Genomic DNA, 12,238 nt, shown 5'->3' with positions numbered 1-12,238 from the left:
GGGGCCGAATTAATTGAACTGCTTCAGGAAACGCAGATCACCTTCGTAGAACAGGCGCAGGTCGTTGATCCCGTAGCGCAGCATGGTCAGGCGCTCCAGGCCGGAGCCGAACGCGAAACCAATGTACTTTTCCGGATCCAGGCCGAAATTGCGCACCACCGATGGGTGCACCTGGCCTGAGCCAGACACTTCCAGCCAGCGGCCTTTGAGCGGACCACTGCCAAACGCGATGTCGATTTCGGCCGATGGTTCGGTGAACGGGAAGTAGGACGGACGGAAACGCACTTGCAGGTCGTCGGTCTCGAAGAAGGCTTTGACGAAGTTCAGGTACACGCCCTTGAGGTCGGCAAAGCTGATGTTCTCGGCGATCCACAGGCCTTCAACCTGGTGGAACATTGGCGAGTGGGTGGCATCGCTGTCCACGCGGTAGGTGCGGCCTGGTGCGATCACCTTGATCGGCGGCGTGTGGCTGCGCGCGTAGCGCACCTGCATCGGCGAGGTGTGGGTGCGCAGCAGCAGCGGTTTGCCTTCGCTGTCGTTACCGTCCACGTAGAAGGTATCCTGCATCGAACGCGCAGGATGGTTTTCCGGGCTGTTCAGCGCGGTGAAGTTGGTCCAGTCGTTTTCGATTTCCGGGCCGTCGGCCACGTCGAAACCGATCGAGCGGAAGATCTCTTCCACGCGCTCCCAGGTACGCATCACCGGGTGGATGCCACCGCCGGCGCGGCCGCGGCCAGGCAGCGAGACGTCAATCGCCTCGGCATTCAAGCGGACTTGCAACTGGGCTTCGGCCAGCGCATCACGGCGCGCATTCAGCGCGGCTTCGATCTGCTGCTTGGCGGCGTTGATCAGCGCACCCTGCGCCTTCTTGGCCTCAGGCTCGAGCTTGCCCAGGCCCTTCATCAATTCGGTAATCTGGCCGGTCTTGCCCAGGTATTTGGCTTTGGCGTTTTCCAGTGCGGCGGCGTCATCTTTGGCCGCGTCGAAATCCAGCACTGCAGAGGCAACGAGTTGTTCCAGGGAGTCCATGCGTTTTTCTTATCCTTGAATCAAAAACGGGGCACAGGTTCACACCTTTGCCCCGTTCCTAACGTATGCCGTTGCCGGCATAGCGAATCTTAAATCAATGCATTAAGCAGCGATTTTAGCTTTCACGACGTTGACAATCGCAGCGAATGCTGGCTTGTCCATAACAGCCATATCGGCCAGGACTTTACGGTCCAGTTCGATAGCAGCTTTCTTCAGACCGTTCATGAATACGCTGTAGGTAACGCCGTGCTCACGGGAAGCAGCGTTAATACGGGCGATCCACAGGCGGCGGAAGACGCGCTTCTTGTTACGACGGTCACGGTATGCGTACTGGCCAGCGCGCATCACTGCTTGCTTGGCAATACGGTATACCTTGCTACGACGACCGCGGTAGCCTTTGGCAAGATTCAGTACTTTTTTATGACGGGCACGCGCAGTAACCCCACGTTTTACTCGAGGCATATTAGCTCCTTAATTGAGTGTGAGATTAAGCGGATGGCATCATAGCGTAGACGCGCTGGACGTCGGTCGCATCGATGTTACGGGTGCCGCGCAGTTGACGCTTGTTCTTCGTCGTCTTCTTGGTCAGGATGTGGCGTTTGAAAGCCATACCCGATTTAACGGTACCACCTGGACGCACGCGAAAACGTTTTTTCGCGGAGCTCTTGGTTTTCATTTTTGGCATAGATATTCTGTCCTCTCGGACAGCTCCTATTAAACAGGATTACAGGTGGCAACACTACGTCGCTCTTAGATGCCTGCTCTCACTTGTTTGTGCAGCGGATGCGAGTCCACTACATTTACTACAGCCGACAATTATAGCCCAGAAAAACAAAAAAGGGCACTGTTGCGCCCTTTTTTTGATTGCCACTATAGCAATTTACTTCTTTTTCTTCGGTGCCAGCACCATAATCATCTGGCGGCCTTCCATTTTCGGGAACTGCTCGACCTGGCCATGCGGCTCCAGATCGGCTTTCAGGCGTTCCAGCATACGGAAACCAATATCCTGGTGCGCCATCTCGCGGCCACGGAAGCGCAAGGTGATCTTGGTCTTGTCACCGTCTTCCAGGAACTTGATGAGGTTACGCAGCTTGATATTGTAGTCGCCATCATCAGTACCCGGACGGAATTTGACTTCCTTCACGGAGATGACCTTCTGCTTCAATTTCGCTTCGTGAGCCTTCTTCTGCTCCGAATACTTGAACTTGCCGTAGTCCATCAGACGGCAGACCGGTGGGACCGCGGTAGGTGCGATCTCGACCAGGTCGACGTCCGCCGCTTCCGCCAGGCGGAAGGCTTCGGCCAAACTCACGATACCGAGAGGCTCGTTATCGACCCCACTTAAACGCATTTCAGGGGCAGTGATTTCGCCATTGATGCGATGCGACTTGTCAGTAGCTATGGTGATTCCTTTTAAAATCTAATGAATGCCAGTGCGATCAGGCCTTGGTGGCGACGTCTTGCTGAAGTCGCTCTATCAGGGCATCGACGGACATGACGCCCAGATCGACATTGCCCCGTGCCCGCACGGCGACGGTGTTGGCATCCCGTTCTTTATCACCCACAACCAGAATGTAAGGCAGTTTTTGGACGGAATGTTCACGTATTTTATAGTTTATTTTCTCGTTGCGCAAATCGGTCTGTACGCGGAACCCGCAGCGGCGCAGCTTTTCAGCCACTTGTTGCACATATTCCGCCTGCGCATCCGAGATGTTCAGCACCGAAACCTGCACCGGCGCCAGCCAGGCCGGCAGCGCGCCCGCATAGTTTTCGATCAGGATGCCGATGAAACGCTCCATCGAACCAACGATGGCGCGGTGCAGCATGACCGGCACTTTACGGCTATTGTCGGCCGCAACATACTCGGCGCCCAGACGCTCCGGCATGAAGAAGTCAACCTGCATGGTGCCGACCTGCCACGGGCGGCCCAGCGAATCCTTGAGGTGGTACTCGATCTTCGGACCGTAGAACGCGCCCTCGCCCGGCAGCTCGGTCCAGGTTACGCCACAGGCACGCAGGCCGGAACGCAGCGCCTCTTCCGCCTCATCCCAGACCTCATCGGTACCGATGCGGTTGTCCGGACGCAGCGCCAGCTTGACGTCGATATTATGGAAATGGAAATCCTTGTAGACTTCCATCGCTTGCGTATGGAAAGACACGACTTCCGGCTCGATCTGCTCTTCGGTGCAGAAGATGTGACCATCATCCTGGGTGAAGCCACGCACGCGCATGATGCCGTGCAGCGCGCCCGACGGCTCATTGCGGTGGCATTGGCCGAACTCGCCGTAGCGCAACGGCAGGTCGCGGTACGAACGCATATTGCTGTTGAAGATCTGCACGTGGCCCGGGCAGTTCATCGGCTTCAGCGCGTACGAGCGGTTTTCCGACTCGGTCACGAACATGTTTTCGCGGTAGTTATCCCAGTGGCCGGTCTTGCCCCACAGGCTGGAGTCCAGAATCTGCGGCGCCTTGACTTCCTGATAGCCATTGACCTGGTACTTGTTGCGCATGTACTGCTCAACCTGCTGCCAGATGGTCCAGCCTTTCGGATGCCAGAACACCAGGCCTGGCGCCTCGTCCTGGAAGTGGAAGAAGTCCAGCTGCTTGCCCAGCTTGCGGTGGTCGCGCTTTTCCGCCTCTTCCAGCTGGAACAGGTACTGCTCCTGGTCTTCTTTCTTCGCCCAGGCGGTGCCGTACACGCGCTGCAGCATTTCGTTCTTGCTGTCGCCGCGCCAGTAAGCACCGGCCAGCTTCATGAGCTTGAATACCTTCAGCTTGCCGGTCGATGGCACGTGTGGGCCGCGGCACAGGTCGGTGAAGCCGCCTTCGCTGTACAGCGACACATCCTGATCCGCGGGGATCGATGCAATGATTTCAGCCTTGTAGGCTTCGCCGATCGATTTGAAGTAGGCCACCGCCTCATCGCGCGGCAGCACTTTGCGGGTGACTGGCTCGTCCTTCTTGGCCAGCTCGGCCATTTTCTTTTCAATCGCCACCAGATCGTCAGGCGTGAACGGACGCTTGTACGAGAAGTCGTAATAGAAGCCATTTTCGATGACTGGGCCGATGGTGACTTGCGCGTCCGGGAACAGTTCTTTCACTGCGTACGCCAGCAAGTGGGCGGTCGAGTGACGGATCACGTCCAGACCTTCCGGATCTTTATCGGTGACGATGGCCAGATCGACATTCTTGTCGATCAGGTAGGAAGTATCCACCACTTTGCCGTCGACTTTGCCAGCCAGCGCAGCCTTGCCCAGGCTGGTAGCAATGCTGGACGCCACTTGAGCAACGGTGACTGGGCCGTCAAATTCACGGGCAGAACCATCAGGAAGGCGAACTGAAATCATTGTGATCTCCATGTCGGCGCGCGGGCCGGTGATTAAAAAAGTAGTTTAAAAAATGCGGACGAAAAAAAACGCGGGCTAGCCGCGTTTTTCTCTTTTTGACAAGCAAAAGAATCCCGTTGACTAGCGTCACTCCCAAAACTTGGTAGTAGTTCGCGGTGTCATAACCGTGATTGCCTTTCTCGCTCTTACAGATGTCTGGTGGGCGGTGAGGAATTCGAATCCCCGACCCCTTGGATGTCGACCAAGTATTCTAACCAGCTGAACTAACCGCCCGTGGGTACTGCCTTAAATTGTACTGCTTTACTGCGTATTCTGGTGGGCGGTGAGGAATTCGAATCCCCGACCCCTTGGATGTCGACCAAGTATTCTAACCAGCTGAACTAACCGCCCGAAGACCAGCATTATAGAGAGCGCCCGGAAGAAAAACAAGGGTAATGAAAGGAAACATTTCAAATTCCGCTATGAGGCTGAAACGCAGGCGTTTCTGGCTTGCATTAAACTAACGCTAATCCCATTCTCGATCACGCCCATGCAAGCAGACACCACCGCACCATCGTCGCCTTCCGCCCACCTGCACGAACACCGCGCAGGCGACGCCCACTACAAGCACTACACCGTGCAGCGCAGCCAGTCCGTGCTGGCCTGGTCGCTGGTACTCACGCTGGGCTTTGCGATTGTGGAAGTGGTAACCGGCTTCATGTCCAATTCGCTGGCACTGATTTCCGACGCCGGCCACATGGTGACGGACGCCGCCGCGCTGGGCCTGGCCCTGCTGGCGCAACTGATCGCCAAACGCCCACCTTCCGCGCGCCACTCGTTCGGCTTTGGCCGCGCGGAAGCGCTGGCAGCGTTTGTCAACAGCCTGGTGCTGATGGTGCTGGTGGCATGGATTGCCTACGAAGCCATCAGCCGCTTCTCGCATCCGGAACAAGTGCACGGCGCCACCGTATTTATTGTGGCCGGCATCGGCCTGGTGATTAACCTGCTACTGGCCTGGCTGCTGTCGCGTGGCGAGAGCAATATGAACACCCGCGCCGCCCTGGTCAATGTGCTGGGTGACCTGCTCGGCTCCGTGGCCGCACTGGTGTCCGGCGCCGTGATCTACTACACCGGCTGGATGCAGATCGATCCGCTGCTCTCCCTGTTCGTGGCAGCGCTGATCCTGCATTCAACCGTCGGCGTACTGCGCGAGTCCTATCATTTCCTGATGGGCGGCGTGCCCGAGGAAATCAACTACCTTCAAGTCGGCGCAGACCTGGAACAGATCGAAGGCGTGTGCTCGGTCCATGACCTGCACGTGTGGGACATGTCGCCCGGCCAGCCCGCACTGATAGGCCACGTTGAAATCACCGACCTGAAACACTGGCCCGACATCCTGCGCGCCATCAAGGCCATGCTGCTGGAAAAACACGGCATCGACCACATCACCCTGCAAGCGGAAGTCGCCCCACAAGGACGCACATGACCCGCTGGGCGAGACAGAAAATTAACCTCACCGCCGCGAAAGCGGCACGCACCATCCTTCAACGTAGCAAGAATTAACGCCTCACCATCATGCAGAACTTTGAAAAACGCCGTGACCGCTACGATGCTTTCGCATCGTTCGAAAACCCTCTCGTCAACCTGAGCTTTGAGCTGGAAGTGCCGGAATTCCGGCCTTACTGCAAGCAGCATGGCCTGCCGCCATTTCACTTCTTCCTGTATCACGTGCTGCACGCGCTACAGGGCATCGACAATTTCATGTACCGCATCCACAAGGGTGAGGTAATCAAGATCGACGACTTCTGGGCTTCGTACACAGTGCTCAACCAGGATCAGAACCTGAACTTTGCGCGCTTTGAAATGACCGAAGATCTGAAAGAGTTCATCGCCCGCAGCGTAGCAGCCAAGGAGTTCGCCGAAGCCAGCGAGAAAATCGTCAACACCACCGCTAAACTGAGCGAGTACGATCAACGCCGCAACATCCACATCACCTGCATGCCGTGGCTGAAGCTGTCGTCAATCGAGCATCCTATCTACGAACACAAGTCCTACGATATCCCATCGCTGGCCTGGGGCCGTTTCAGCGATGCGCGCGACGACGGCAAGCTGACGATGAATATGTCGGTGCAGGCGCATCACGGCTTCGTGGATGGCTACCACATCCACCTGCTGGCGCAAGCGATTGCAGCGGGTATCGCAAAAACGATTGCCTCATAACTCGCGCAGGAAGGCCTGCACTGCAGCCGACGCACGGCCAGACCGCGAACACACCAGGCCAAATTCGCGATACACGCGTGGTTGCAGCTGCATCACGCGCAATCTACGCTGGTCCTCCGGCAACGCGGATTCGGGAACCACGGACACGCCCATGCCCTCGCGCACCAGCACCGCTGCGCTCAACAGGTCGCGCACCGTTACGCGGATATCGGAAAGCGTCACGCCGGCATCCTCTGCGAGCGCTCGCGCGTGGACGTCGCAACCGCCCGTGGCCAGCACAAACGGCTCAGCGGCCAGCTCGCTCAGCGCCACGCCCTGCTCACTGGAGCGTCGGCTTAATGGATGATTGGACGGCAGCAACGCAACCCATGCATCGCGGCCGACGATAACGGCCTCACGTTCAGGCGCGGGATTCAGCACCACGCCCAGTTCTATCGTATCTTCCGCCAGCCAGGTTTCCACCTCTGTGTCCGTGCCTTCCAGCGCCACTACCGCGATGCCGGGATGGCGCCGTTGAAACGCTTGCGCCATCTGCGGCAGCACTGTCGCCAGCACGGACGGGAAAGACGCCAGACGGATACGCCCTGCGTGCAGTCCTTGCGCATTGTCAGCCAGCGCGCGGATCGCATCAAGCTGCGCCAGCATGGCGCGCGCATGCTGCAGCACCTGCTCGCCCAAGGCAGTCACGCTGACCTCGCGCCGCTCGCGCACAAACAGCTTGCTGCCCAGCGCAGACTCAATCTGCGTAATCGCCTGGCTCGCGCCCGATTGCGTGATGCCGACCTGCTCCGCCGCCCGCGAAATATTGCCGACGCCCGCTACCGCAACCAGCAGACGCCAATGGGTCAAATTCATCATTAGAAAAACTGATAGCTCGTTTCTGGAGCATTAATTTTACAGCGCATCGGCGTGCCGCATACAGTGGCAGCTCCTCACTATCCCGGAGTCGCCAATGAAGCTCTATTACGCACCACATACCTGCTCGCTCTCGCCGCTGATCGTACTCAAAGAGCTCGACCTGCCACACGCATTAATCAAGGTGGACAACCAGACCAAGCGCACCGCCGATGGCCGCGACTTCCGCGACATCAACCCGAAAGGCTACGTCGCAGCACTGGAACTGGACAATGGTGAAGTACTGGCCGAAGGCGTGGCCATCGTTCAGTATCTGGCGGATCTGAAGCCGGAGGCAAAACTGGCGCCGCCGCCAGGCAGCTGGCAACGCGTGCGCCTGCAAGAGACACTCAACTTCATCACCAGTGAAATCCACGCGGGCGTTGCGCCGCTGTTCAACCAGGCATTGCCGGAAGCCGCCCAGGCCATATTCCGTGAGCGCCTGCTGCGCCGTATGAGCGCACTGCAACACCACAAGCATGTCATGGGCGACGCCTTCACCATCGCAGACGCTTACCTGTACACGGTATTGGGCTGGTTTGCCTTCTTCGAAATCAGTCTGGAACAATGGCCAGCCGTCGCTGCCTGGCACAAGCGCGTGGCAGAGCGTCCGTCAGTCCAGGCGGCGCTAATGGCACATAATTGATTGGAGCAAGTCGTCGTTGGCGTGATCAGCAAACGCCAGGTTCAGATCTCGATCTCGTAGGTTGCGCAGGGAACCTTGTAGTGCGTTTCGATGCCCCGATAGCGCATCCCCAGCCGCTGCATCACCGCCGTGGAGGCGGTGTTATCCGGATGTGCAACCGCCAGCAATTGCGGTATGCGCAGTTGCTGCGCATACGCCACCACGCGACGTGCGGCCTCGGTGGCATAGCCCTGCCCCCAGCTGTCGCGCCGGAAGCGCCAGCCGATTTCGGGTGCCGCGCCGGTAACGCCCTCCAGCGGCTGCAAGGTGGCAGCGCCGATCAGCATGCCGTCACTTTTACGTAGTACCGCCCACCAGGAATAACCATGCTCGATCCAGCGCGCTTTCACGCGGTCGATCATGGCCTGGCTTTCCGCTACCGTAAATGGCAGGCCGGCGCCGATGTAGCGCATCACCTCAGGATCGCTGTTCAGCTCCGCCAGACCCGCCAAATGGCTATCGTTAAACGGCACCAGCGACAGACGTGGTGTTTCGAGTACCGTCATACGCAGGCCCTATGCACGGCGCGCTTCCTGCACGCCGGTGACTTCGGAGATGGAGAGCAGCGCTTTATGCAGTTGCGCCGTCGCGCCGATTTCGGCGGTGAAGGTCATGCGTGCAAAACCTTTCGCCGACTGCGTGTTCACGCCGATCACGTTGATCTTCTCGCGCGAGAAAATCTCGGAGATATCGCGCAGCAGGCCCTGGCGGTCATTTGCCAGGATGAAGATATCGACCGGATAGACCGTATCCGAACCGGCACGTCCCCACTCGGTGACGATCACCCGCTCCGGCGCCTTGGCGCGCATTTCGGCGAAGTTCTTGCACGTCGCGCGGTGGATCGACACGCCCTTGCCGCGCGTGACAAAGCCGACGATGCCATCCGGCGGCGCCGGCTTGCAGCACTTGGCCAGCTGCGTCATCAGCCCATCGGTCCCCACCACCAGCACGCCCGACTTGGCGCCCTGCTCCACGCTGGAAGCGCGGCTCTTGCCGAGGAAGACCTCGTCCGCCGGCTCCTGCGGTTCACCGCTGTCGTGCAGCGCATTCTCAATCGCGCGCAGGCTGAATTCATCCTTGCCAACCGAGAGGAACAGATCATCGACCTTGGCAAAGCCCAGCTTATTGGCCAGCGCTTCCAGATTGACGGCGGTCTTGCCCTCGCGCTGCAAGGTCTTCTCCACCACGGCACGGCCATGCGACAGCGTTTCCTGCATGTCGATGGCGTGGAACCATGCACGGATCTTGGAACGCGTGCGCGTCGCCACCGTGTAATCGTCACCGAGCCAGTCACGCGATGGTCCGGCCGTACCAGGCGCACCTTTGGCGGTGATGATTTCGCAGGTCTGGCCGTTTTTCAGCGGCGTATTCAGGGGCACCATCACACCATCGACACGCGCGCCGCGGCAGCGGTGGCCAACGTCGCTATGCAGATGGTAAGCAAAGTCCACCGGCGTCGCGCCGACCGGCAGCTCGATCACGCGCGCTTGCGGCGTCAGTACGAAGATGCGGTCGTCCAGCGCGGCAGCCTTGAGCTTCTCGACCCATTCGCGCTGCTGTTCTTCCTGGCCGACCACGACATCCGCCACGTCAGTCTTCCACGCCAGCAGCTGGCGCAGCCAGGCGATTTTTTCATCGTACTGCTGCGCGGTGAAGGTGGAACCACCCGTTTCCTTGTAGCGCCAGTGCGCTGCCACGCCGTATTCGGCAAAGCTGTGCATTTCCTGGGTGCGGATCTGCACCTCCAGCGGGCGGCCGTCTTCCGCCGTCACCACCGTGTGCAGCGACTGGTAGCCGTTCGCCTTGGGACGCGAAATGTAGTCGTCGAACTCTTTCGGAATCGGCGTCCAGATATTGTGGACCACGCCCAGCACCGTGTAGCAGGTCTTGACGTCGGCAACGATCACGCGGAACGCGCGCACGTCGTACAGGTCGGTGAAGTCCAGCTCCTTGCCCTTCATCTTGCTCCAGATGGAGTAGATGTGCTTGGGCCGGCCAAACACCTCGGCCTGAATGCCGGCGGCCGCCATTTCCGATTGCAGACGCTCGATGGCGCTGGTGACGAAGCCCTCGCGCATCACGCGCTTCTCTTCCAGCATCTTGGCGATGCGCTTGTACGTTTCCGGCTCGATGAAGCGGAACGACAAATCCTCCAGCTCCCACTTGAGCTGCCAGATCCCCAGGCGGTTGGCCAGCGGCGCATACAGGTCCAGCGTTTCGCGCCCATAGGCGCACGTCATATCGTCAAACAGCTTGATGTCGGCAAAATAGCGCAAGGACGTCACGCACGAGGCCAGGCGCACCAGCACCACACGCATATCGGAGGCCATCGCCAGCAGCATCTTGCGCAGGGTTTCAACCTGCGCCACCGCCAGTTGCTGGGCATTGCGGCCACGTGCCGCAGGTGCGTTCTGCGCCTGCGTCAGCTCGCGCAGACGGATCAGCTGACGCACGCCAGCCACCAGATCATTCACGCCCGCGCCGAAACGTGGCTCGATCATCGGCGCCAGTTCAGGTTCCAGCAGGGTGAGTTCAAACATCAGGCCCGCGATGCGGGTCTCGACATCGGTATTCAGCGAAGCCAGCGTGCCGGCCACGCCAGCCGCAAACTCCGCTGCCGGCTGGCCGCTGCTGGCGGTCTTGCCGGCATACGCGGCGTCGGCGAATTCCAGCGCCGCCAGCATGCGCGCGCTGTCATCCGGTGACAGCCCGTGAACCAGCTGCTCCGACGTTGCGCTGTTAAGCGCAGTGGTGGAAACCATGGTGCTCCTAACGCTGTGCGGCGACGACGACGATTTCGACCAGCACTTGGGGATCGAACAACTTGGCTTCCACGGTGGCGCGCGGCGGCGTGTGGCCTTGCGGCACCCAGGCGTCCCACTCCTCGTTCATACCGGGGAAGTCGGCCATGTCCTTGACGTAGATCGTGCAGCTCAGGATGCAGGTCTTGTCGCTGCCCGATTCGGCCAGCAGACGGTCCACGTGCCCCAGCACCTGGCGCGTCTGGCCGCGGATGTCGAGCGAGTAGTCGTCCGGGATCTGGCCGGCCAGGTACACGGTGTTGTTGTGAATAGCCACCTCGGACAGGCGCTTGCCTACATACAGTCGTTTGATTTCCATACTCTTCTTAACCTAACAGGAATTGCTTTGCTATCGCGATTTGATCGTCGTGGATGAAGGTCGGCGCGTGGCCCACGCTCGGAATTTCCACCAGCGTGGCTTTCGGGCCGCGCTCCGTCATCAGTTTGGCCGTTTCCGGCGACAGCAGGTCGGACTCGGCGCCGCGCACCAGCAGCGTCGGGCAGGTGATCGCGTCATACGCGGCCCACAGCATGGCCTGGTCAGCATCGGCCGACTCCGGCGTGGCCGAACGGAACGGCAGCGCCAGGCCCATATCGTAATGGCGCACCCATTTGCCATCCTTGTCCTGGCGCAGCACGTCGGTGGCCAGCTTGTGCCACTCGGCCTCGGTGTGTTCGCCGAAGGACAGCGAGACGTCGCGGATGAACTTGGCGCCGGCCTCGAACGTTTCAAACCGCAAGTCCTGGCCGATGTAATCGCCAATGCGCTGCATCGCCATCGGCGCCAGCACCGGGCCGATATCGTTGAGGACCAGCTTGCGGATCGGGTTGCCCGGCAACGACGCCAGGCCCATCCCGATCAGGCCGCCCATCGAGGTGCCGAACCAGTCCACCTTCTGACTTTCGGCGTCTGGCAGCACGCGCGCCAACAGGGTTACGATATCGCTCACGTATTGGGGAATGCGGTACAGTTGCGGATTTTTCAACCAGTCCGAGCGGCCGCGGCCGACGATGTCCGGGCAAATCACACGGTAATCGTTGGCGAGCGCGCGGGCCATGTTGTCGAAGTCATCCGCCACGCGGGTCACGCCGTGGACGCAGACCAGCGCATTCGGGTTGCTCTCATCTCCCCATTCTTTGTAGGACATGCGATGCAAGCCCGCCAGCGACAGGCATTGAACAGACTTTATTTTTGCTTCGAGCATGCGGCTTCCTCAATGGTTTTTATGTAATGATGTTCAGAAGTACCATTTTACCGCGTTGTGACAAAATCCTACCGAAGT

The 12,238-nt window shown here is 59.4% G+C and carries 13 protein-coding genes and 2 tRNA genes; 3 read left to right on the top strand and 12 right to left on the bottom strand.

Going from position 1 to position 12,238, the window contains the following annotated elements:
* Nucleotides 1-9: 9 nt before the first annotated feature.
* The 7 genes from pheS to BUA36_RS10950 all read right to left on the bottom strand — a co-directional run bounded on the left by pheS (nucleotide 10) and on the right by BUA36_RS10950 (nucleotide 4,766).
* Complete coding sequence (gene pheS, locus BUA36_RS10980) at nucleotides 10-1,029, bottom strand: phenylalanine--tRNA ligase subunit alpha (protein WP_072784365.1); 1,020 nt, start codon at nucleotides 1,027-1,029, stop codon at nucleotides 10-12.
* 102 nt (nucleotides 1,030-1,131) lie between these two features.
* Nucleotides 1,132-1,491, bottom strand: coding sequence for a 50S ribosomal protein L20 (rplT, locus tag BUA36_RS10975; RefSeq protein ID WP_056156032.1), 360 nt, complete (start codon nucleotides 1,489-1,491; stop codon nucleotides 1,132-1,134).
* A 25-nt stretch (nucleotides 1,492-1,516) separates the two neighbouring features.
* Nucleotides 1,517-1,714: a 50S ribosomal protein L35 gene (gene rpmI, locus BUA36_RS10970; RefSeq protein WP_056156036.1), complete on the bottom strand. Its 198-nt coding sequence runs from the start codon at nucleotides 1,712-1,714 to the stop codon at nucleotides 1,517-1,519.
* A gap of 195 nt (nucleotides 1,715-1,909) precedes the next feature.
* Entirely contained in the window at nucleotides 1,910-2,449 is a 540-nt protein-coding gene (gene infC / locus BUA36_RS10965) for a translation initiation factor IF-3 (RefSeq protein ID WP_072784364.1), read from the bottom strand.
* A gap of 19 nt (nucleotides 2,450-2,468) precedes the next feature.
* Complete coding sequence (gene thrS, locus BUA36_RS10960) at nucleotides 2,469-4,376, bottom strand: threonine--tRNA ligase (RefSeq protein WP_072784363.1); 1,908 nt, start codon at nucleotides 4,374-4,376, stop codon at nucleotides 2,469-2,471.
* Between the two features lie 196 nt (nucleotides 4,377-4,572).
* Nucleotides 4,573-4,649 (bottom strand) — tRNA-Val (locus BUA36_RS10955).
* A 40-nt stretch (nucleotides 4,650-4,689) separates the two neighbouring features.
* A tRNA-Val gene (locus BUA36_RS10950) sits at nucleotides 4,690-4,766 on the bottom strand.
* Between the two features lie 139 nt (nucleotides 4,767-4,905).
* Here BUA36_RS10950 and BUA36_RS10945 point away from each other — a divergent pair.
* The gene (locus BUA36_RS10945) at nucleotides 4,906-5,841 is read left to right on the top strand and encodes a cation diffusion facilitator family transporter (RefSeq protein WP_072784362.1); all 936 of its coding nucleotides are present in this window, start codon (nucleotides 4,906-4,908) and stop codon (nucleotides 5,839-5,841) included.
* Nucleotides 5,842-5,930: 89 nt separating this feature from the next.
* Complete coding sequence (locus BUA36_RS10940) at nucleotides 5,931-6,575, top strand: CatA-like O-acetyltransferase (protein ID WP_072784359.1); 645 nt, start codon at nucleotides 5,931-5,933, stop codon at nucleotides 6,573-6,575.
* On the opposite strand, the gene BUA36_RS10935 is transcribed toward BUA36_RS10940, so the two are convergent.
* A complete protein-coding gene (locus tag BUA36_RS10935; protein ID WP_084560098.1) occupies nucleotides 6,570-7,433 on the bottom strand; it encodes a LysR family transcriptional regulator in 864 nt (287 codons plus the stop codon). The two genes, BUA36_RS10940 and BUA36_RS10935, sit on opposite strands and share 6 nt — an antisense overlap.
* Before the next feature lie 94 nt (nucleotides 7,434-7,527).
* Here BUA36_RS10935 and gstA point away from each other — a divergent pair, with 94 nt between their 5' ends.
* Entirely contained in the window at nucleotides 7,528-8,115 is a 588-nt protein-coding gene (gstA, locus tag BUA36_RS10930) for a glutathione transferase GstA (RefSeq protein ID WP_072784357.1), read from the top strand.
* 41 nt (nucleotides 8,116-8,156) lie between these two features.
* Here gstA and BUA36_RS10925 read toward each other — a convergent pair whose 3' ends face one another.
* Genes BUA36_RS10925 through BUA36_RS10910 form a run of 4 tightly spaced genes read right to left on the bottom strand, consistent with a single transcriptional unit; the run spans nucleotide 8,157 to nucleotide 12,160 of the window.
* Nucleotides 8,157-8,660, bottom strand: coding sequence for a GNAT family N-acetyltransferase (locus BUA36_RS10925; RefSeq protein WP_072784355.1), 504 nt, complete (start codon nucleotides 8,658-8,660; stop codon nucleotides 8,157-8,159).
* A 9-nt stretch (nucleotides 8,661-8,669) separates the two neighbouring features.
* Complete coding sequence (locus tag BUA36_RS10920; protein ID WP_072784353.1) at nucleotides 8,670-10,916, bottom strand: RelA/SpoT family protein; 2,247 nt, start codon at nucleotides 10,914-10,916, stop codon at nucleotides 8,670-8,672.
* 7 nt (nucleotides 10,917-10,923) lie between these two features.
* Nucleotides 10,924-11,274, bottom strand: coding sequence for a RidA family protein (locus BUA36_RS10915; protein ID WP_072784351.1), 351 nt, complete (start codon nucleotides 11,272-11,274; stop codon nucleotides 10,924-10,926).
* Nucleotides 11,275-11,281: 7 nt separating this feature from the next.
* Complete coding sequence (locus BUA36_RS10910; RefSeq protein WP_072784349.1) at nucleotides 11,282-12,160, bottom strand: alpha/beta fold hydrolase; 879 nt, start codon at nucleotides 12,158-12,160, stop codon at nucleotides 11,282-11,284.
* Nucleotides 12,161-12,238: the final 78 nt, after the last annotated feature.

The sequence above is a fragment of the Duganella sacchari genome (assembly GCF_900143065.1).
Classification (GTDB): Bacteria; Pseudomonadota; Gammaproteobacteria; order Burkholderiales; family Burkholderiaceae_D; genus Rugamonas; species Rugamonas sacchari.
Note: the sequence above shows the minus strand (reverse complement) of the source record. Positions and strands in the feature narration are given on the sequence as shown.